Below are 21,728 nucleotides of genomic sequence, written 5' to 3' on the forward strand. Positions count from 1 at the left end.
TTTAAACCGTTCTACTGTTTTGTTAGGTTTTGTTCTGAATGTTCTCATTCATGGTCTAAACCAAAGACCATTTTTATAAGAATTTTCAGGGTTTTACATACTGTTCAGTTTTCAAGGAACTGTTTTTCGTTGTTTCTATGTCTCAGAGACAACTCATTTATTCTATCAAATCACGTTTGATTTGTCAAGAACTTTTTTCGACTTTTTGAAGTGATTAAGAAGTTTTCCTAATGACTGTCAATAAGTTTTGCCCTGTCGCTCAAGGCGAGTATTATAATATCAAATTCCAGGCCAAAAGTCAACTGTTTTTTCCATTTTTTCCAAAGTTTTTTCTTTTGTGTGTGCAATATCTATATTTTGTTATTATCAATTCTTATAAATACAAAATATTGTTTTGAGATGCGTTTTTCCTCTCAGCCAGAACCATTTTCAGGTTCTGGCCGCTTTCCCGATCATCTTCTTATCGTCCACCATCCATACAAATTCATCCCAAACAGTACGACACCTACTACAACAAAGCATCCATATATTACTCTCTCTGCTTTCGTTTTACTCTCCCTGATACAAAAAAGTAGCCAGACGACCCAGAAAATATCTGCCAGAAACATCATACCGCTTCCCCTAACCATGGTCGCGAGAATGAACATGGCATTTACAAACGCCCGACCGCGTTCTGATCTCATGAACTTTCGTATCTTCTCAGCCATCTACACCTCCCCTTCCGGTAATACCTGCAGTGCATCCTGCACCGTGATGAACACCGGATCATCGGTCCAACTGCCATTTTTGCGGTTCTGAGCTGCCGTCATGACCGGATACTGGAGCATGATCTTCTGGTGTACATAATTGAGCCAGGAATCGATCCACCACCCAGGTTCATTATTTCCCATATTATAAGCCACATATCCGCGGCAATTCTCGCCGCGATGAGGCATGGAAAACTCGGCAAAAATGCTGCTCGATTCCCTGCTCTGATAAAACGGCCAGTTTTCTCCCGTTTCATACGTGCTGTCTTCCAGTACCGCGTACTCCGCCTGATACGATGTTCCGTTTCTGTCATAGAGAACCTGCCCAGTCAGATCACCCTGTCCGATCCATGCGCTCCCGCTCTCCCGGTAAGCAGGAAAGAGCTGCAACGCCTCTGTCCCCCGGAAACGGACAGCTTCTGTCCAACGGAAATGATGGATCACCTTCCATGTTCCTTCTTTTTCCAGTTCCACGGCAACCCCGCTGAGTCTCAGTTCCTTCTTTTCATATTCTCTCGAATACTGCGTATAGCCATCCTGTGAAACTGCAACTTCCACTCCATCATTGATCGGATAATCATTTGTCTCAGTAAGAACCCGTCTCGCATTCCGGCATTCCAAGAGATCTTCCTCCTTCAGATCATCCAGGATCGTTTCCGGAAATCCAAGGGACAAAAGATGTGTCCGGATCTCCTCGCACTCCGCATTTGTCGTCGTCTCTTTCTCTGCCCAGTTCATACGGTACGAACCCAAAAATCCATATCCGATCAAAATCCCTACAGCCGTCACAAGAACAGCAGCCCACGCGCATTTTCCATTCGGGATCCGCTCCGGATATTCTTCCAGAATATATCCGGCTTTTTCCAGGCGTGCTGCCATACGACTGGTCGCCATAAGGATCTGGATATAGTTTGCCAGAAAAATAAGTCCAATGATAAGATCATTATAATTTCCGCCAGCGATATGTGCGAGACACGCGACAAGCGCATACCAGAGGATCATATGGATCAGATTGTTTTTTTCCGCCTTTTCACCACGTTTCTTTAATTCGATGGTTAAACCGTAAAAGAAACAGATAAAAATTAGCAGCGGCAAGATTCCAACGAGAATAGAAACTATCTTCCAAGCTTCTGCTGCTTCGATTCTTTCCCTGCCGATATATGTTCCAACGATCAGAAGAAATATCGTAAGAAGCAGTTTGATCCCAGCAAGCCCATATGCACTCCGAAACCATCGGTTTTCTCTCCTTAATCTCCGTAGTCCCAGAAAGATCATCAAAATACCGATCGAAGGCAGGATATAATTTAATAGAAGAAAGTTCAGCGTGATCACACACATTCCCATCCCAACCAGGATATTCTCATACGTCTGCTGCCAGAGACTTGTCTTTTGATCCACCGGCTTATTTCTGCCGTTTTCATACTGGTCTTTTGAGAGATGTCCAGCGTTTTCCTGCGGACTCTCTTTCACATTCTGTTCCTCTGTACTCTCCCAAAACGACTCCTGCATCCAGATCCTGGTATCCATGCGATCCCTCCCTTTTATCTCAGTCGAAAATACTCCCACATCTTTCAAGTGGTACATAACAGTAAGCAACCAATGCAGCCCATTTTATATTTCGACACGATCCACCTCTTCTATCTATCAATATACCATAACTTTTTCCACTATCAACCTGCAGTGTTCAATTTTAAGAAAAGTGTAATCTATGTGGCAAATTTATGGCATTCCAATTACATTCCTCTTACGTATTCTTACATCTTATTTTAATGTATTGTATTTTCTGATATTTTCTGATACTGTGAATTTAGCAAAAAGGAATGTGCCTTTATATGTAACAGGAAATTCCTCAAACTTTTCTGTTACACATGAGAATTTTGCAACAAAAGTCAAGGTCCAGAAAGGAGTTTCTATGAATTTGAATCATCTGATCATCCCTATCACCATTGCAGTCATTCTGATTCTGATCCTTGTCCTTATCGCATGTGGATACGTGAAAGCTCCGCCGGATCAGGCTTATATTATTTCCGGTCTTAAGCATGACGCAAAGATCCTCATCGGACGTTCCGGAATACGGATCCCGTTCTTTGAACGGATGGACCGTTTGTATCTCGGACAGATGACGGTCGATATCAAGACAGAACAGTCTGTTCCGACAAATGACTTTATCAATGTCAATGTCGATGCGGTTGCCAAGGTACGGATCACCCCATCTCAGGAAGGGATCCGTCTGGCAGCAAAAAACTTCTTAAATAAGAAGCCCGAGGATATCACCATGGATCTTCAGGATTCCCTCCAGGGAAACATGCGTGAGATCATCGGTACTCTCTCCTTAAAGGAGATCAACACCGACCGTGATTCTTTCTCTGATCAGGTTATGCTAAAGGCATCCAAGGACATGGATAAGCTGGGAATCGAGATCCTGTCCTGTAATATCCAGAATGTCACTGACGATAATGGATTGATCCGGGATCTTGGTGCTGACAACACCTCAAAGATCAAGAAGGACGCCGCGATCGCAAAAGCTCAGGCAGACCGCGATATCGCCATCGCCCAGGCAGAAGCGAACAAATCTGCCAACGATGCCCGCGTACTTGCGGAGACAGAGATCGCGGAGAAAAATAATGAGCTGGAGATCCGTAAGTCAGAGCTTCAGAAGCACTCCGACACGAAGAAAGCGGAGGCGGACGCTGCTTATGAGATCCAGAAGCAGGAACAGGAAAAAACGATCCAGACAGCTACCGTGAATGCTCAGATCGCAAAGGCAGAGCGCGAAGCAGAACTTCGGAAGCAGGAAGTTGCCGTACAGCAGCAGCAGTTAGACGCGGAAGTCAACAAGAAAGCCGATGCGGAACGCTACAAGGTCGAGCAGGAAGCGGCGGCGATGCTTGCAAAACGCCAGCGTGAAGCGGAAGCCAGAAAATATGAGTTAGAAAAAGAAGCGGAAGCCATGCGTACAAAGGCAGATGCCGCAAGATATCAGGCGGAGCAGGAAGCTGCTGGAATCCGTGCCCGCGGTGAGGCGGAGGCAGCAGCGATCCAGGCAAAGGCCGTCGCGGAGGCGGAAGGTATGGAGAAAAAAGCGGAAGCTTACGCGAAGTACAATAACGCTGCTATCGTCGAGATGTTAGTTGGCATCATGCCGCAGATGGCCGCAGAGATCGCGAAGCCGTTGTCTTCTATCGAAAAGGTCAATATCTACGGAACCAGCGGTGCAAACGGCACAAACGGAAGCGGAGTCAGCGAGATCTCCGGAAATACAGCTGCTGTCATGCAGCAGGTTTTCGACACCATGTCCGAGGCCACCGGTGTAGATTTTAGGGACATTCTGAAGGCACAGACATATGATGCGAAGGTGAACCGGAACATTAATGTCAGCGGACTTACGATCCCGGCTGTACATAGTGAACAAAACACAGTTCCCGCAGCCGCAGGATCTGAAACCGATACTTCCGTTTTAAGTTCCGGAACGGGTGATTCAGCAATGCCGTCCACACCGGCCGCAGAAACAGTTCCGGAGAATCATACACCGTAATTACATTTTATAGTCCCGCTCTTTACTCAACTTAGTAAGTGTTGACTTACAGACTGATTCCAATCGTCATACCCATACTCCCCCTACTTACCCCCCGGCAGTGCCTCTCACAGGACACTGCCGGGGGCTTTTAATATAGGACGATCCACACAGCCCCCCACACAGAACCTGCTGCAAGCAGCTTGTTCGGACGCTCCATAAAATGAATGTGCCCTGGCATATTCTCGCGCCCCGCGCGGTCGCTTGTGACAATCTACATCCTCGCGCGAGTGCATATCATTGGCACGTGAGTGCCTTTTTATATAACAGGGAATTCTTCGGAATTTCCTATTACTCAAAAAAAGACACCCGCCTCCGGCCATCTCTGACCGGAAAGCAGGTGTCTCTATAAGGGAAACATAAAAAATTGTGAAGCTGTTATTACAGCACAACACCGTCTTTAAAAATGGAGATCTCGCGGAAACCTTTCTCCTCGGCTTTTGTCTGTTTTCCGCCGGCAACCTCGATCACAAGCTGCAGAAGTCTCTTCGCAGCGTCATCAATGGTCTCGCCGTCAGCGATCGGACCGGCATCGAAGTCGATCCAGCCTTTCTTTCTCTTCGCAAGCTGGCTGTTTGTCGCCAGTTTTAAGGTCGGAGCCGGTGCACCAAACGGTGTTCCGCGACCTGTTGTGAACAGGATCATGTGCGCTCCGGCAGCCGTCATGGCTGTTGCAGATACCAGATCATTGCCCGGTCCGTAAAGCATGTTAAGACCTTTTGTAACTACCGGATCACCGTAGCCGATAACGTCCATGATCGGGGCTGTACCGCCCTTCTGGACACATCCGCAGGATTTATCCTCAAGGGTGGTGATACCGCCCTGCTTGTTTCCTGGGCTCGGGTTGTCGTATACGACCTCGTGGTGGCTGATGAAGTAGTTCTTAAAGCCGTTGATCATGTTGACGGCTTTGTCGAATACTTCTTTATTTACACAGCGGTTCATTAAGAAACCTTCCGCTCCGAACATCTCCGGAACCTCTGTAAGCACAGTAGAACCGCCTCTGGCTGCCATCATATCGCTGAAACGTCCGACAGTCGGGTTTGCGGTGATGCCGGAAAGTCCGTCGGAGCCTCCGCACTTCATGCCGACAACAAGCTCACTGACCGGAATCGGCTCTCTCTCAAACTGCGCTGCGTATGCGGAACATTCCTCGAGAAGCTTTCTTCCTGCCTCAAACTCATCATCCACTTCCTGACAGGTCAGGAATTTTACACGGTCATGGTCGTAATCGCCAAGCTCTTCCAGGAACTGCTCGTGGGTCAGGTTCTCACAGCCAAGTCCTAATACGAGAACAGCGGCTGCGTTCGGATGACGGACAAGGGCTGCAAGAAGCTTTCTTGTCTGTGCATGATCTGCGCCTGTCTGGCTGCAGCCGAACGGATGCGGGAATGTATAGAGTCCGTCAATGGTGCCTTTCACAAGATCCTGATTGTCGCGGACCATTTTCTTTGCGATATCATTGACACAGCCTACGGTCGGGATGATCCAGATCTCATTGCGGATCGCCGCGCGGCCGTCTTTTCTGCGGAAGCCCATAAAGGTCTCCGGCTCAACTTTTTCCGGGAAGTCGAGGGACGGAGTATAGGTATACTCCATCTCTCCTTCCAGATTTGTCTTCACGTTGTGGGTGTGCATCCATGCACCGGCCTCTGCGTCTGCTGTCGCGTGACCGATGGCAAAGCCGTATTTGATGATATTCTCACCGTTCTTGATCGGTTTTAACGCGATCTTGTGGCCCTGTGGGATGTCCTCAAGCGCTGTGACTGTGATGCCGCCTGCAGTGACCTCCTCACCCTTTTTGATCGGGTGAAGAGCGACCGCTACGTTATCCAGTCTGGAAATCTGAATTACTTTCATATGTTAATTAAAGGCAGCTTGCAAATGCAGCCTTTGCTCCTTCCGTGCGAATCTTCTTAAGGTCAGCGACAACCTTCTCCTCAAGACCAGCGATCTTTGTGAGATCCTGATCCCACATCTTCTCGTTAGTGAGAACTGCGTTTACAAGAGCCTCTGCGGAGTCATCCTTGTGCGCATAGTAGAACTCAAGTGCCCATCTGTCATCGCTTACGGTGTACTCGTTGCCGGCCGGACGCTTGCAAACAAGACCTGCGTCTGTCAGAGCCTGGATGTCGTTGCTGTAGAATGCGATATAAGCCGCTAAGGACATGGTCAGGCACTCCGGAAGCTTACCGGTCTCTTTGATGTACTCAAGGAAGGACGGCATGTTTCTTGCTTTCCACTTAGATGTGGAGTTTAAGGAGATGCTCATTAACTCATGGTCAACGAACGGGTTGTTGAAACGATCCTGTACTGCGGATGCGAACTGCATTAAGTCGTTCTTGTCAAGCGGAAGTGTCGGGATAACCTCATCGTAGAGCATCTTGTTCATGAAGCCCTTGATGACCTCGTCATGCATACAGTCACGAACGATGTTCTCGCCTGCAAGGTAAGCGCCAAGTACGAAACCTGTGTGAGCGCCGTTTAAGATTCTAACTTTTCTCTTCTTGTACGGGCTCATATCCGGTGTTACGAATACTTTGTCAAGAAGTCCTGCTTTCTTGAACGGAAGAATGTCGTTTAACTTCTCATCGCCCTCGATGACCCAGACGCCGAATACCTCGCCGACATCTGTAAGCGGATCAGCGTAGCCGTTCTTCTGCTCAAGCTCAGCAACTTCGTTTGCGTCTTTGATACGGCCCGGAACGATACGGTCTACCAAGGAACCGCAGAATGTGCAGTCTTCATTTACGTACTTCTTGAATCCGTCCTCAAGTCCCCACTGCTCAATGTACTGGTTTACGCACTTTAAGAGCTCTTTACCGTTGTTGTCGATCAGCTCGCAGGCAAGCATGATGATACCTTTCTTTCCTGCTTTGTAACGATGATAGAGAACCTGAGTTAATTTTGCCGGGAAGCTGGACGGCGGGCAGTCATCCTGTTTGCAGGACGGATCATACTGGATACCGGCCTCTGTTGTGTTGGAAACGATGATCTCAAGGTCGTCGCTTGCAGCAACCTCCATCATCTTCTCGTAATCCTCTTTCTCATACGGATTTAAGCAGCGGTTTACGCTGGAGATCACTCTCTTAGCGTCTACCTTCTGTCCGTTCTCGCTTCCGCGAAGGTACAGTGTGTAGAGACCTTCCTGCTCGTTGATCATCTTTGCAAGACCTGGAGCGATCGGCTGTACCAGGCAGCACTTTCCGTTCCAGCCTGCCTTCTCATTTGCAAGGTCGAACCAGTAATCTACGAAAGCACGAAGGAAGTTTCCCTCACCGAACTGAAGAACCTTCTCCGGTGCGTCCTTTAATACATATCCATCATAACCAGATTTTTTAAGAACATCATAATTTAAGCGTTCCATAATAATTTCCTTTCTTCATATAAAAGAATTCATGGTATATAAATCAAAACTGCCAGACGGGGCATCATACCGATCCCCATCTGGCAGCAAGTTTACCCTAATAGAACAGATTTACAAGGAATGTGGTAAACGGCTCGACCCAGGTAAGGAGCATCAGGTTGATAATAAGCAGGATGTAGAACGGTACTGCTTCTTTGATGAATGCCGCGGTCTTACACTTTGTAATAGAGCAGGTTACGAACATCAGGGTTCCCATAGGCGGTGATAATGCGCCGATGGCGTTATTGAAGATGTAGATCATTGCGAACTGGATCTCGTTGATTCCGTACTGTGCAGCGATCGGCGCAAGAAGCGGAACCAGAATGATCATGGAAGCGTTACCTTCGATGAACATACCTACGATCAGTAAGAAGATGTTTACAACGATCAGGAATACATATTTGCTGTGGATGTTTGCAAGCATCCATGCTGTCAGCGCCTGCGGGATTCTCTCTTTTGTGAGGATCCAAGAGAATACGGACGCAGCGGATACGATGAGCATGATGGAAGCTGTCGTGCAGACAGTCTCCTTTAAGCCCTGAATCATATCCTTGACGTGCATCTCATGGTAGATAATTCCCAGAAATGCAGCGTAAAGAATTGCAACTGCTCCGGCCTCGGTAGCTGTGAAGATACCGATACGGATACCGCCGATGATGATGATCGGGAGGAGTAACGGCAGAATTGCTGGTTTTAAAGCGGTCCAGAACTTGGACCAGGTTAATTTCTCTGTTGTTAAGATACCATATCCACGTTTCTTGGAGACAACGCCTACAAGGATCATCATGGAAACGCAGAGGAGACCTCCGACACCAAGACCGGAAATAAACAGCTTACCGATGGAAACGTTTGCGATACATCCGTAAAGGATCATTGCGATTCCCGGTGGGATCAGCGGTGTGATCATGGAGGAAGCGGCTGTTACAACACTGGAAAACTCCAGAGAGAAGCCCTTCTTTGTCATCTCCGGAACCATCATTTTGGACTCCATCGCTGCATCGGCGATGTTGGATCCGGAAAGTCCGCCCATAACGGTGGATAAAAGTACGTTTACCTGTGCGAGACCGCCAGGAAGACGTCCTGTTACAACCTCACAGAAATCCATGATTCTCTTTGTAACACCGGTGTAGTTCATGAAGATACCGGCACAAACGAAGAACGGGATCGCCATAAGGGAAATTTTCTCAGTACCAATGATTGCCTGCTGGGCGAAGATAACGGTATTGATTCCCGGGTTCATTACGAAATAAACCATGGAACCGCCGAGGACGGCGATGAATACCGGAACCTTTAAGAAAAGAAGGACCAGCATCACAATTGCAGATAACATTAACACATTACTCATTGCTGCTTGCTGCCTCCTTTGCCTCAGATTTTACGCCGCGGAACAGGGCGTAGAAATAGCTGATGATCATATCAAAATAGGATACGATCGCGATACCGTATACCCAGGAATACGGAATTTTTAACATACTGGTGGAACGTCCGCTCTTTACGAACACCTGGATGAAACCGATGCTCTGCATGAACAGATATCCGATTACAACTACAACTACGATGGAAATCAGGATTTCCATGATCTTCTGCATGCTCTTCGGCATCAGGTCGACGATCATCTCGATCGCAACATGGTTGCCGGAGCGGAATGCTGCACCTGCGCCTGCAAATACGATCCAGACCATACATGAGGTCTGAACCTCCTCAAGCCATGTAAATGGTGCGTTGAAGATATATCTCCATACAACGCCGAGGAATGTCAGGACGATCAGGATCGCAAGAATAATGGAAGCGACAACGATATCAAGATTCATCAGGATCGCTGAAGCTTTATTTTCTTTCTTCTCCATAGATTTTCAGACTCCTATCAGGGAAACTGCCCCGGCGGATAAATCCGCCGGGAACAGCTACTTTATGCATTTACTGCAAAATGGATTATTCAGCGCCCATAGCCTTTTTAACTGTGTCATAGAGGCCATCGCTCCAGCCAAAGTCAGCACCCATCTCATAGAACGGCTGTGCTTTCTCCTTGAATCCGGCAAGAACTTCCTCGGACGGCTCAACAACAGTTACGCCTTCGTCTTTCATCTTCTGAAGGTACTCAGCGTCAGCAGCCTGCTGTACTTCGTTGTTGTACTCACCAGCTTCTTCTGCTGTCTCAAGTAACCATGTCTGCTGCTCTTCCGGAAGGCTGTTGAACCAGTCAGCGGATACAACCCATGTTGTGAAGTTCTTTACATGTCCGTCAAGGATTAAGTATTTAGCAACCTCGTGAAGCTTTCTGCCGTACAGAGTTGCAAGCGGGTTCTCAGCACCGTCGATGGTCTTTGTCTGAAGAGCCTGATAAACATCACCAAGTGCCATACCTGTGGATGTTGCGCCAAGTACATCGAAGCCCTTGGACTGGATCTCGTTGGACGGAACACGGATCTTTAATCCCTTTAAGTCATCAACTGTGTTGACCGGAACGTTTGTAAGAGTATGTCTCTCACCGTAGATCCAGTTGGAAGCGATGATCTTTAAGCCTTTTTCTTCAAGCTTGCCACACTGCTCTTTGTACCAGTCGGAATCAACCAGTTTCCAAACCTGATCCCAGGAATCGAACAGGAACGGTCCGAATACGATACCGAAATCCGGTACACCGTAGTCAGCGTAGAAAGCACCGTCTGCAAGTGTGCAGACATTCTCGCCGAGAAGCATGGAGTCGATTAAGGAAGACTTATCACCAAGCTGGGAATCCGGGTAGATCTCGATTGCCATCTTGCCGCCGGATTTTTCTTTGATGATCTCCTGAGCTTTCTCCCAGCCCTGTCCAACCGGCTCGGAAATGGAGTTCTCGAAAGCGACCTGAAGAACTGTCTCAGCATCGGAAGAACCGTTATCTGCTGCAGCTGCTGTAGTATCTGCTGCTGCGGCTGCTGTTGTCTCAGCTGCCTTTGTTGTCTCTGTTGTGGAAGAACTGCTTCCGCAAGCGGTAAGTGTTGTTGCTGCCATAGCACCTGCCATGGTTAATGCCATAACTTTTTTGAGTTTCATAATGTTTCCCTCCGTTTTTGTTTTAAAAACATTTATCCGGTCTTCTGCCCGATCCCCATCAGGCAGAAGACCTCGCACCCCGTTTCCCGGGGAAAGCTTCATGATTTTTGATTATTTGGAAATCTTGGAAAAATCAAATACAACCTTTAACATATTGCCCGGGTTGTGCGCAAAGTCATCGAATGCCTTTGCAGCATCATCAAACGCATATGTATTTGTGATGATCTTGTGGAGCGGTGCCTTGCCTGCGTTCACGATATCGATCAGCTCTAAGAAGTCCTTCTTTAATGCGTTTCTGGAACCGAAGACATTTAATTCCTTCTTCTGGATCAGTGTGAAGTTGAAGTCAAGGTTCTTCTTGCCGACTCCGATCAGAACCATGCGTCCACCGAAGCAGCAGGCATCGATACAGTTCTGGAATGTGGACGGAAGACCAACTGCCTCGATCGTTACATCAAAGCCGTTGCCGTTTGTGATCTCAGCAACACCTTTCTCGAAGTTTTCCGGAGAATCATTTAATAAGGTTCCGTCAACACCGAAGTCCTTCGCCATTTCAAGCTTACCTGCGGATACATCGGAGATGTATACAGTAGCGCCCTTCGCTTTTGCTGCAATCGCTGCGAGAACACCGATGGTACCGGCGCCGACTACGAGAACTTTGTCTCCTTCTTTTACGTTTGCGCGGCTCACGCCATGGTAGCTGATGCAGAACGGCTCGATTGCTGCAAGAGTCTTAGCGTCCATTCCCTTACCGTCATACACACGCTCGATCGGCATTGTGATGTACTCCTGGAAAGCACCGTCTCTCTGACATCCCATTGTCTGGTTGTCCATACATGCGTTTACGATTCCGTGCTCGCAGGAATAGCAGTGTCCGCAGTTGAAGTACGGGTTGCAGGTTACGATCATTCCCGGCTTGATGCCATACGCGTTGTTCTCATCTGCCTCGATAACCTCAGCGGAGAACTCGTGACCCGGGATTCTCGGGTAATCAAAATATGCGAATGTTCCACGGTAGGAACCAAGATCGCTTCCGCAGATTCCACCGTAAAGGATCTTTAATAAAACTTCTCCTTCTTTTCTTACCGGCATCTCTACATCTTTAATAGAAACCTGACCCGGTGCGTCAATATACATTGCTTTCATCGTTGTTTCCTCCTTAATTTTACGATTTTTGCCTTCTATATAATTTTTCAAAATCAATTTTGTTGTATTCTTTGTTGTATACAACAGATTATAATACTTTTTACACCAATGTCAATAAGTGTTAAGAAATTTGCACCACTTTTGACTTTTTCAACAAAATCGAGCTTTTGGGCTTGTGCAAAACGCCAATTGACGTTTTTAGCAAAAACCGTCGACATCTGCTTGAAAACGATTTTGTTTTGTGTTAGTATGAGTCTATATATTTTTTATTGAGAAGAAAAAGACTGGAGTCCATTATGCCTAAAATAAACCTGAAAACCCTGGCGTACAATACGATCCGTACCAAGATCGTCACTTGTCAGTATGCGCCGGGTACTTTTTTGAATGAAGAACAGCTTACCACTGAATTATCTCTGAGCCGTACCCCGGTGCGGGACGCGCTTGGACGTCTCGAGCAGGAAGGTCTTCTGGAAATTCGCCCGAAATGCGGAATCCTCGTTCGTCCTCTTACCTTAAATGACATTGATATGATCTTTGAAGTCCGCATGATGTATGAGCCGTATGTCCTGACCCATTACGGAGCAAATCTTTCCGTCTCCGCTTTGAATGAATTCTATGATATTTTCAAGAAATGGGATCCTAACAAAGAAATCTATCGGGACAAGGATTCCTTCTATGACCTCGATTATCGCTTCCATGCGTTGATCATGTCCGCCTGCCCGAATGAATTTATCAACAGAAGCTATGATACGATCCAGACGCAGAATGAGCGTTTTCGATATATGACCGGAAATGTTTCGAATTTCCGTCTGGAGGCAACTTTCAAGGAGCACATGGCGATCGTAGAACCGTGCCTGAAGGGTGACTGGGAAAAAGCAAAAGAGCAACTCATCTACCACCTTGAACAATCAAAAGCTTCCGTGTTCCGTCTTGTTGCAAACGCCGAGACAAACAACCTCGCACACCGTATGACTCTTTAAACACTCAAAACCACAAAATCCGGATCTGGTATCTTCTGAGGAACCAGATCCGGATTTTCTTTGTTCTTTCAAAATTTGCTGTGATGACACCTGCTTTATTGTCCGTATGCCATGTAAACAGTGTGAAATTACCTTAGTAGGATTTTATAACCTCGTCCCGATCAACTCCGTCAGCTCCTCCAGTGTCGCAACCGAATTGATCTCATTTCTCAATGCCGCGGAATTCGGATACCCGGCGGTGTACCAGGCGACGTGTTTTCTCATCTCCCGCATTCCCGCCAGCTCGCCTTTAAACTCCATCATCATCTGGCCATGGCGCAGGATCATGGCTTTCAGCTCCTCCACGGAAGGTCTCGGGAGAAGCTCGCCCGTTTCGAGATAGTGGGTGATCTGCTTAAAGATCCACGGATTTCCCTTCGCACCCCGGGCCACCATGATCCCGTCACAGCCCGTCTCCTCCACAAGGCGCTTTGCATCCTGCGGTGTAAAGACATCTCCGTTTCCGATCACCGGGATCTTCACAGCTTTTTTGACCTCGCGGATGATATTCCAGTCAGCTTTTCCAGAGTAATACTGCTCTCTCGTTCTACCATGGACAGCTACCGCCGCCACACCGGCACTCTCGGCGATCTTTGCGATCTCCACGGCGTTGATGCAGGTATCGTCAAAGCCCTTGCGGAATTTCACAGTCACCGGCTTTTTCACCGCTTTCACGAGTTTCGTAAGGATTTCCTCCACCAGCTTCGGATTTCTCATGAGGGCAGAGCCTTCACCATTCTTAACGATCTTCGGCACCGGGCAGCCCATGTTGATATCAAAAATATCGTATGGACCATCCTCCAGGCTCGCCGCGATATCCGCTACAATATCCGGATCAGAGCCAAAAAGCTGCAGGGACACGGGACGCTCCCGCTCATCCACCTTTAAGAGCTCCTGAGTATTTTTATTCTTGTAGAGGATCGCCTTCGCGCTCACCATCTCCATGCACACCAGACCTGCTCCCTGCTCCCTGCAGAGGATCCGGTACGGCATATCCGTCACGCCCGCCATCGGGGCGAGGATCACATTGTTTTCAAGTTCCACATTTCCGATTTTTAACGTCATTGAATCAAAACTCCCTCTGCGTTTACGTACCGTCCGTCCGGCGCATAAGCGTTGGTTAACATGTCTCCGTCTGGTTTCTGGAAGTAATACCAGCTGCCCTGAGAGTTGACCCATCCGTGTGCCATCGTTCCGTCCGTGTTCAGGAAATAATATTTTCCTTCTTTCAAGAGCCAGCCCGTCTGCATAGCTCCTTTGCTGTTTAAATAGTACCAGTTTCCATTGACATTCTGCCAGCCGGTCTGCATGATCCCATACATATCCAGCAGATATATCTTTCCATCTACATAGCCCCACTGACTCGAGACCGGATTCCCGTCCGGCTTATATAAGGCCCATTTCCCGTCAGCCCGCTGTCTCCAGCTGCCGCCGCGGTAGGTATTGTGGATGTAGATCGTGCTGTTTTCTGTTTTTGCGTACTGCTGTGCCGCCTCGTTTCCCGGGCCTTTCGAGTACACGTAATCTTTCTCGCTGTCAAGACCGCCGCCCGGATTGGTACCGGGTGCTCCGGGACCGACATTGGAAGTCCAGCCGTTGTTGTAGGCCGGGTTGTTTTCCGGCTGCTCCTGATAATATATGATATCGTGATCCTCCATGCCCGGACCAATGTTGAAAGCATAGGCAGTCATCCCTGCTGTTCCGGAGTCTGTAAGACTCAAAAGTACAGCACCTCCAATTCCGATCGCTGCCGCCATCATCGTTTTCCTCGCTTTTCCCTTATAAACATATCCTGCACAGCGGCTCATTTTGTTTCGTATGCGTTTCCAGCCTGTTCTTCTCATACCGCTTCCTCCGATACCGGTGTTATTCTCCTTCTTTTTCCAGCTGGTCTTCCAGCTTGCCGCCGAGAAATACCACGCGGTAGAATAACTCCAAAGATTCTAAGAGTTCCTTTTTTTCTCTCTGGTACTGGCGGATCTTAAGACCACTTCCGATCTCATCGAAGAGATAGTCCTGGTCCTCCGCTTCCACACGGAACTCGAGGTTTCCTTCCGGGGTGAATTCCAGAAAGAGAATGCCGCCCACATCCTCAGTAAAGAGAACGCACATGATCTGAAGTTCCTTTTTGATGTTTTCCGGGAGAAGTTTGAATTTTTCGTTGAAGTAATATTTCTGCTGGTATGAGTTTGCGCCGCAGAGGATGATGTTTTCCTGTTTATTGTTGTTTTCTGCCATGATATATGTTTGCTCCGTTTCCTGTCATATAGTGTGATTTTTATATTGTTATATTACCTGTCCAGTCTTTTTAAAGCTTAGTTGTTTCGCGAAACTTACAGGTATTTTAAAATATCAGATATTGAATCGATATGATAATCCGCCTTACTCTGGTCGAATCCGAACCGGTCATCTTTAAGGCCTGCGATCGACATTCCGGCGCGGTATGCCGCCTCGATGCCCACGGTAGAATCCTCCACAACAAAGCACTCGTCCTCACGGATTCCCAGAGTATCCGCTGTATAGTGATAGATCTCCGGATTCGGTTTGCTCTGTTTAAACTGCTTTCCACTGACGATGAGGTCAAATTCCGGGCGCATGCCCACCTCCTCCACGATCCTCGAGATCAGCTTCGGACCTGTGGAGGATACCAGTGTGACTGTATAGCCGCGGCGCTTTAATTCCTGCACTGTGGTCTTCATCTCCGGACGGAAGATCTTCCGGTAATCGATCCGGCTGTAAATGTCTCTTTCGGCCCACTCCTTGATCAGTGTTTCCCAGGTCTCACCGTTATTCACGGCCCGTTCCATCACAGTCCAGCTATCCTGTCTGCTGCGGCCTACCATCTGGTTGATGTCTTCCATTGTCACCGCCGGGTTCTTTTCTTTTGCAAACTCCAGCAGGTATTTCATATATACAAATTCACTGTCTACCATGACACCGTCCATATCAAAAAGGACGGCGCGGATCGGGCGTGTGATCTTCATTTATTGTTCCTCTCCTGTTACATTCCACAAATCAGATTTTCCAATTCGAAAGCTCCGTATCAAACAATTCCGCCTGTGGATCCTGCTTTTTTCAAATGTCTGCCCTTTTCTCATTTCCGGAGCAATTTTTCAACCGTTTATCTCCAACGCATGATTACCTGCAGAACCCTCCACCGGCAGTTCCCTGCAGATACATGGCACAGAAAAGAAAAAGGCGGCCTACGATCAAGCCGCCTATATTCTATCGTATTTCCCTCTATTTTGCAATAAGTCCGCGCATTTTCAGATAGTCGATCACGCACTCCACCATCTCATCGTAGGAAAGTTTTGTGGTATTGATCATCAGATCATAGTTTTCCAGATTCTCCCAGCTCTTTCCGGTATAATAACGGTAGTAATCACGGCGTTCCCGGTCGATCCGTTTGATATTCTTTAAGATATCTTCCTCCGGGAAATATCCCTTTTCACGGACCTTGTTGATCCTCTCCTCGATCTCTGCGTACACGAAGATCCGGACAAGATTTTCCGTCCCGTCGAGAACATAGTCGGCGCACCGACCGATAATAATGCAGGATTCCTCCTGCGCCAGTTTTCGGATGACCGATGACTGAAACCGGAACAGGTTATCGGAAGAGATCAGGTCAGAACCCAATGACGGGGTTCCATTCTCCGGGATCAGGGAATGGATGATCCGGTATAACAGCTTATTTCCGGCCTTTTCATCCGCCAGGTGGAAATAACTCTCGCGGATTCCGCTCTCCTCGGAAGTCATCTTTAAGATCTCCTTATCGTAAACATGGAGCCCAAGACGCTCACCGAGACGCTTCGCCATCTCCGCTCCGCCGCTTCCGTACTGTCTTCCGACCGTGATCACAAATTTTTTATTCTCAGCCATAGATGCCTCCTTCTTCCCCTTCTGCCTTTCGGCAGTTGTACCTATTCTGCCTTTCGGCAGTTGTACCTAAAAAAACGCGGGAATACTTTTTATTCTATCTGTATTTTAACATATCTCCACAGGAATTTTAAGTCTTTTTTGCGATGTTTTCAGTGTTTTTCAAGTTTTAACAAGTAATGTCGGATATCCCAGCTTTCGAAGCTCCTGCTCCTGCCGCACAGCGTTTTCCATGTTCCGGAATGCCCCTGCGCGGACATAGTAAAATCCATCCTTAAAAGTCATGAACGCAGGGAATCCCTGAGCTTTCAGCCGTTCCATCTCCCTTTCCGCGTTGGTCCGCACCCGGTAGATGCCGGTCTGCACCATATAGAATCCCGGTTCCTCCACATCTGACGTCTGCTTTTCCTGCTCCGCAAACGTCCGCACGATTCCATCCGCGATCGCATCTGCGGTCTGTCTCATATTTGCATCGAAGAAATCATTGTCGTTCTCATTATCGATAAATCCAACCTCCACGAGAACCGCCGGAAGCGCCGTGTCCCTGAGGACTACGAGATTTGGCCGCTCGCTGATCCCCAAGTCTTTCCAGCCTGTCTTTGCAAGTTCCTTATTGATATTCCTCGCAAACGTCTCTGCATCGCCGCCCCTCCCGAAGATCAGACTCATCGTCCCGGAACCTGTTCCCGGCACCGGCATGGCATTCCGGTGAATGGATAAAAACAAATCTGCCGCAGACCTGTTCCCGATTTCCGCCTTCTCATATGGACTGTTGTATATATCACCGATCCTCGTGTACTCCACCCGGATTCCGCGCTGTTCCAGAGCATTTCCGATATCATAGGCCAATGCCAGCGTATCGTCTTTCTCCCGTCTGTTCCCATATACCGCTCCCGGATCACTTCCACCATGTCCCGGATCAATAATGACACTGTTCTGCTTTGCCAAAATTATTCTCCCTTTTTCATACATTTATGATATCATATTCATAAATTACCAGACCTGCGCCATCCATGTCTTAAAACTTTTTCTGGCAATCTCACGAAAGGATCTCATTACTATGCTAATCGTATTCAACCAGATGATAAGTCTCTTTCTCTTAATGCTCACCGGTTATCTCGCCAATCGCTTCGGCGTGATCGATAAGACCTTTGAGTCGAAGGTCTCCCGTTTTATCGTCAATATCTCCCTACCCGCAACGATCTTAAACGCGGTTACCGGATCAGACATGTCCCATGATCAGGAGATGCTGCCGATCTTTATTGCAGCGGTCTCCATCTTCCTGGTGGCCCATGTGGTCTGCCATTTTATCCAGAAGATCATCTGCTGGGATCCGACCTATGAGCTGATGTTAAATTACAGCAATCTTGGATTCATGGGGATCCCGATCATCTCTACGATCTACGGCGGAGAGTATGTGCTGCATGTTTCGATCTTCATGATGACGTTTAACCTGAGTCTGTTCAGTTATGGAGTCTATCTGTTATCACGGGATGACGCAAAAAACAGACATTTCAGCGTCAAAAAGCTTCTCTCCCCCGGAATCCTGTCCGCGTTCCTTGCGATCGGCATTTATCTTTTAGATATCCATCTCCCGCAGCATGCAGTCAGCCTGTTTTCCACTGTGGGCGCCACAACAACACCGTTAGCGATGATCGTCATCGGATCCACCCTGGCCGGAGTCAGATTTTCCACTGTATTTACTGACCGGGAGCTGTACCTCTTCTCCTTCCTGAAGCTTCTCGTTCTCCCGGTGATCACCTTCCTCGTTCTGAGATTCTTTATCAGGGACCGCATACTTTTAGAGATCTCTACGATCCTCTCCGGCTGCCCGATCGCCGGAAACGTGTCCATGCTCTGTATGGAATACAACCGGGATGTGACCCTCGTGTCGAGGGGGATCTGCATCTCCACACTGTTGTCCATGATCTCGATTCCGATCGTGGCGGCATTGGTCGCGGTTTTATAAGAAGACTAAAAAGGACACCTGAACCAGAAATACCCATCGTATCTCTCGTTCAGATGTCCTTTTCATGTTTCGTATGTATTCCTATTCCTGTACTTGCACGCCTCTCGGACCTACGTGGGTGGCGAATACCACCTGTGTGCTAGTCTTTCCGAATTTCTGGAGCTGACCAAGGAAGCTGTCAAGCTGCATCGTACTCTCAAAAGCAACTTTCATGATCACAGAAAATTCTCCCGTCACGCTGCTGCATTCCAGAATATTCGGAATCCCTTCCGCATAGTGATAGAATTTCTGCTTATCCTCCGGAAGCACATTGAGGTTGATGAACGCAAGGATGTGATATCCGAGTTTCATCGGGTCGATCTGTGCCTGGTAGGACGTGATGATCCCATCTTTCTCCAGTTTTTCAATTCGCGCCGAAACCGCAGGGGAAGAAAGAAACGTCTTCTCCGCGATCATTTTCAGGGATGCTCTCGCATTGTGCTGCAGGATCTGCAGAATTTCGCGATCAATATGATCCATAATTCTCTCCTTTGTCCCGGTTTTCAGGTTTTTGTATTGTGTCACATGTCCGGAACTTCTTCTCTATATACAGATAACCGACCAGCGGCTCCGCGTTGCTGCGGTATATGACCACCGGTCAATTACTGGGTTCGTGTTTTATCCGCGCTTACCGTGCGCGTCTTTGCAGGCACGAGTGTACTCAGATCTCTCCGTGAAATACTTCCGCTGCCGGTCCTGTCATAAATACCGTGTCTTTTTCTCTGTCCCAGCGGATCAGAAGATCGCCGCCGAGCAGAGTCACGCGGACTTCGTCATCGGTAAGACCATTTAAGATGCACGCGACCACAGTCGCACATGCACCTGTTCCGCATGCCAGAGTCTCTCCGGAGCCGCGCTCCCAGACACGCATATTGACATGTCCGCGGTCCACAACCTCCACAAATTCTGTATTGGTGCGGTCCGGGAATCTCTCATGACTCTCAAAGGACGGACCGATCTTTTCGATCTCCAGATCCTTGATCCCGTCCATAAATACTACCGCATGCGGATTTCCCATGGAAACTCCGGTAAAGCGGTACTCTTTTCCGTCGACCGTGATCGGTTCTCCGATTTCAGACGTCGGAACCGGACGTCCCATATCCACCGTCACAAGTTCCACCTTTCCATCCTTTATTTTCATGGACAGGTGCTTGATCCCGGACGGAGTCTCCACGTCGATCTCCGGTTTATCTACGATCCCGTGATCATAGGCATATTTTCCTACACAGCGGATCCCGTTTCCACACATGGCACCACGGGATCCGTCCAGATTATACATATCCATCTGGCAGTCCGCTACATCTGACGGTTTGATCAGGATCAGACCATCTGAACCGATCCCGAAGTGACGGTCGCTGACCATCTTTGCCGTCTCACAGGGATCTTCCACTGTCTCTTCAAAACAGTTTACATATACATAATCATTTCCGATGCCCTGCATCTTTGTGAATTTCATATCTTATTCTCCTATGTGCTCCATACCCTGCGCGAGGATCGTCTGGATGTGACCGTCCGCAAGAGAGTAGAGAACACTCTTTCCTTCCCTGCGGAACTTGACAAGGCGCATCTGTTTCAGGATCCGAAGCTGGTGGGAGATCGCGGACTGTCCCATTCCGAGAAGACTTGCGATGTCACACACACATAACTCCGACTGGCTGAGCGCATACAGGATCCTGATCCTCGTGGAATCTCCGAAGATCCGGAAAAATTCCGCAAGATTCTGGAGTTCCTCGCCTTCCGGCATCACGTCCATCACCTGTTTTACCACCTTGTCGTGGACATGAATAAACTCACAGTGCGGGGCGATCTTTTCGTCCTCTCTGATACTCATGTTCCTGCTCCTTTACTGCTGCCGCCCGCATCCCGCAGACGGCAGTCATCTCCCGCAGTGATCAGCGCACGAGAAGTTTGCTCACCTCGTACTGCTCCTCCGGGATGTCTTTCTTCATATTTAACGCTTCCTGGATATCGAAATCTACAAATTTTCCGTCTTTGTAGGCAACGATCCGGTTGCTCTTTCCTTCCGCGAGAAGCTCCGCCGCACGGGCTCCCATGATCGATGCGTACACACGGTCCTTACAGGTCGGGGTTCCGCCTCTCTGGATATGTCCGATGATCGTAGCTCTCGTCTCAATCCCAGTTGCCGCTTCGATCCTTCTCGCCATGGAAGTGGAGTGTCCGATTCCCTCAGCGTTGATGATAATGTGGTGTTTTTTGCCGCGCTTTCTGTTCTCGATGATCCGGTTGATCAGGTACTGCTCGTTTCCGTCATAGCGCTCCGGAAGAAGAATATCCTCCGCACCGTTTGCAATACCGCACCAGAGAGCGATATATCCGGCATTTCTTCCCATAACCTCGATGATACTGCATCGTTCATGGGATGTGGATGTATCACGGACTTTATCGATCGCTTCCATCGCCGTATTCACCGCGGTGTCGAAACCGATCGTATAGTCGGTACAGGCAATATCGAGGTCGATCGTTCCCGGAAGACCGATGGTGTTGATCCCGAGGGCGGAAAGCTTTCCGGCACCGCGGAAGGAACCGTCTCCTCCGATCACGACGATCCCGTCAATTCCATGTTTTCTGCAGACTTCGGCGCCGCGCTTCTGACCTTCCTCGGTCGTGAATTCCTCACAGCGGGCCGTGTAGAGGATCGTACCGCCGCGGTTGATCGTATCCGCAACGCTCACACTGTCCATATCTACGATTTCTTCCTGAAGGAGTCCGGCGTAACCACGCATGATCCCCTTTACCTTCAGTCCTTTATTGATAGCGGTTCTTACAACCGCACGAATTGCCGCGTTCATTCCAGGGGCATCGCCGCCGCTGGTCAATACTCCGATCGTTCTGACTTCTTTCTTTGCCATACTGGTTTTCCTCCAAAAAAGATTCTGTCGATCATTCGCCATATACGTAC

Annotated in this window: 21 protein-coding genes; 3 read left to right on the forward strand and 18 right to left on the reverse strand. The window is 48.3% G+C overall.

Annotated features, from left to right (window positions below; translation table 11 throughout):
- Positions 1-452: 452 nt before the first annotated feature.
- Together V2546_RS14585 and V2546_RS14590 are read right to left on the reverse strand one after the other, a co-directional pair.
- Complete coding sequence (locus V2546_RS14585) at positions 453-707, reverse strand: hypothetical protein (protein WP_021905270.1); 255 nt, start codon at positions 705-707, stop codon at positions 453-455.
- Positions 708-2,273 (reverse strand): hypothetical protein, encoded by a 1,566-nt coding sequence (locus V2546_RS14590; protein ID WP_329752697.1) that lies wholly within the window; start codon positions 2,271-2,273, stop codon positions 708-710.
- A 385-nt stretch (positions 2,274-2,658) separates the two neighbouring features.
- On the opposite strand from V2546_RS14590, the gene V2546_RS14595 reads away from it, so the two are divergent.
- Positions 2,659-4,281: an SPFH domain-containing protein gene (locus V2546_RS14595; protein ID WP_329752699.1), complete on the forward strand. Its 1,623-nt coding sequence runs from the start codon at positions 2,659-2,661 to the stop codon at positions 4,279-4,281.
- 420 nt (positions 4,282-4,701) lie between these two features.
- Here V2546_RS14595 and V2546_RS14600 read toward each other — a convergent pair whose 3' ends face one another.
- The 6 genes from V2546_RS14600 to V2546_RS14625 all read right to left on the reverse strand — a co-directional run bounded on the left by V2546_RS14600 (position 4,702) and on the right by V2546_RS14625 (position 11,905).
- A complete protein-coding gene (locus V2546_RS14600) occupies positions 4,702-6,180 on the reverse strand; it encodes an altronate dehydratase family protein (RefSeq protein WP_329752700.1) in 1,479 nt (492 codons plus the stop codon).
- 7 nt (positions 6,181-6,187) lie between these two features.
- Positions 6,188-7,687 carry a tagaturonate reductase gene (locus V2546_RS14605; protein ID WP_015552574.1) on the reverse strand — a complete coding sequence of 500 codons (1,500 nt, stop codon included), beginning with the start codon at positions 7,685-7,687 and terminating at the stop codon, positions 6,188-6,190.
- A 97-nt stretch (positions 7,688-7,784) separates the two neighbouring features.
- On the reverse strand, positions 7,785-9,071 hold the full coding sequence (locus tag V2546_RS14610; RefSeq protein ID WP_329752702.1) for a TRAP transporter large permease: 1,287 nt from the start codon (positions 9,069-9,071) through the stop codon (positions 7,785-7,787).
- A complete protein-coding gene (locus V2546_RS14615; RefSeq protein WP_329752704.1) occupies positions 9,064-9,573 on the reverse strand; it encodes a TRAP transporter small permease in 510 nt (169 codons plus the stop codon). The genes V2546_RS14610 and V2546_RS14615 overlap by 8 nt, the downstream gene beginning before the upstream one ends.
- Before the next feature lie 85 nt (positions 9,574-9,658).
- On the reverse strand, positions 9,659-10,759 hold the full coding sequence (locus V2546_RS14620; protein ID WP_142412470.1) for a C4-dicarboxylate TRAP transporter substrate-binding protein: 1,101 nt from the start codon (positions 10,757-10,759) through the stop codon (positions 9,659-9,661).
- A gap of 111 nt (positions 10,760-10,870) precedes the next feature.
- The gene (locus V2546_RS14625; protein WP_015552581.1) at positions 10,871-11,905 is read right to left on the reverse strand and encodes a zinc-binding alcohol dehydrogenase family protein; all 1,035 of its coding nucleotides are present in this window, start codon (positions 11,903-11,905) and stop codon (positions 10,871-10,873) included.
- A gap of 296 nt (positions 11,906-12,201) precedes the next feature.
- Here V2546_RS14625 and V2546_RS14630 point away from each other — a divergent pair, with 296 nt between their 5' ends.
- Positions 12,202-12,885, forward strand: coding sequence for a GntR family transcriptional regulator (locus V2546_RS14630; protein WP_329752705.1), 684 nt, complete (start codon positions 12,202-12,204; stop codon positions 12,883-12,885).
- A gap of 144 nt (positions 12,886-13,029) precedes the next feature.
- Here the strand turns inward: V2546_RS14630 and dusB are convergent, their stop codons facing one another.
- The 6 genes from dusB to V2546_RS14660 all read right to left on the reverse strand — a co-directional run bounded on the left by dusB (position 13,030) and on the right by V2546_RS14660 (position 17,748).
- Positions 13,030-13,989, reverse strand: coding sequence for a tRNA dihydrouridine synthase DusB (dusB, locus tag V2546_RS14635; protein ID WP_015552585.1), 960 nt, complete (start codon positions 13,987-13,989; stop codon positions 13,030-13,032).
- Complete coding sequence (locus tag V2546_RS14640; protein ID WP_329752706.1) at positions 13,986-14,768, reverse strand: hypothetical protein; 783 nt, start codon at positions 14,766-14,768, stop codon at positions 13,986-13,988. Before V2546_RS14640 ends, dusB begins: the two co-directional genes overlap by 4 nt.
- Positions 14,769-14,790: 22 nt before the next feature.
- Complete coding sequence (locus V2546_RS14645) at positions 14,791-15,162, reverse strand: DUF6145 family protein (protein WP_117470040.1); 372 nt, start codon at positions 15,160-15,162, stop codon at positions 14,791-14,793.
- A 95-nt stretch (positions 15,163-15,257) separates the two neighbouring features.
- Positions 15,258-15,908 (reverse strand): HAD family phosphatase, encoded by a 651-nt coding sequence (locus V2546_RS14650; protein ID WP_329752708.1) that lies wholly within the window; start codon positions 15,906-15,908, stop codon positions 15,258-15,260.
- 256 nt (positions 15,909-16,164) lie between these two features.
- Entirely contained in the window at positions 16,165-16,803 is a 639-nt protein-coding gene (locus V2546_RS14655) for a cytidylate kinase-like family protein (protein ID WP_118298951.1), read from the reverse strand.
- A 159-nt stretch (positions 16,804-16,962) separates the two neighbouring features.
- Positions 16,963-17,748 (reverse strand): N-acetylmuramoyl-L-alanine amidase, encoded by a 786-nt coding sequence (locus V2546_RS14660; protein WP_142412465.1) that lies wholly within the window; start codon positions 17,746-17,748, stop codon positions 16,963-16,965.
- Between the two features lie 112 nt (positions 17,749-17,860).
- On the opposite strand from V2546_RS14660, the gene V2546_RS14665 reads away from it, so the two are divergent.
- Positions 17,861-18,769, forward strand: coding sequence for an AEC family transporter (locus tag V2546_RS14665; protein ID WP_329752709.1), 909 nt, complete (start codon positions 17,861-17,863; stop codon positions 18,767-18,769).
- An 81-nt stretch (positions 18,770-18,850) separates the two neighbouring features.
- On the opposite strand, the gene V2546_RS14670 is transcribed toward V2546_RS14665, so the two are convergent.
- The 4 genes from V2546_RS14670 to pfkA all read right to left on the reverse strand — a co-directional run bounded on the left by V2546_RS14670 (position 18,851) and on the right by pfkA (position 21,678).
- Positions 18,851-19,288 carry an Lrp/AsnC family transcriptional regulator gene (locus V2546_RS14670; RefSeq protein ID WP_118532306.1) on the reverse strand — a complete coding sequence of 146 codons (438 nt, stop codon included), beginning with the start codon at positions 19,286-19,288 and terminating at the stop codon, positions 18,851-18,853.
- A gap of 181 nt (positions 19,289-19,469) precedes the next feature.
- Positions 19,470-20,264 (reverse strand): diaminopimelate epimerase, encoded by a 795-nt coding sequence (dapF, locus tag V2546_RS14675; RefSeq protein ID WP_329752710.1) that lies wholly within the window; start codon positions 20,262-20,264, stop codon positions 19,470-19,472.
- A 3-nt stretch (positions 20,265-20,267) separates the two neighbouring features.
- On the reverse strand, positions 20,268-20,639 hold the full coding sequence (locus V2546_RS14680) for an ArsR/SmtB family transcription factor (protein ID WP_118298946.1): 372 nt from the start codon (positions 20,637-20,639) through the stop codon (positions 20,268-20,270).
- 61 nt (positions 20,640-20,700) lie between these two features.
- A complete protein-coding gene (gene pfkA / locus V2546_RS14685; RefSeq protein WP_118532310.1) occupies positions 20,701-21,678 on the reverse strand; it encodes a 6-phosphofructokinase in 978 nt (325 codons plus the stop codon).
- Between the last annotated feature and the right edge of the window lie 50 nt (positions 21,679-21,728).

Origin of the sequence: Clostridium sp. CM74B_53, from assembly GCF_036318045.1 — a bacterium.
GTDB lineage: Bacteria > Bacillota > Clostridia > Lachnospirales > Lachnospiraceae > Pilosibacter.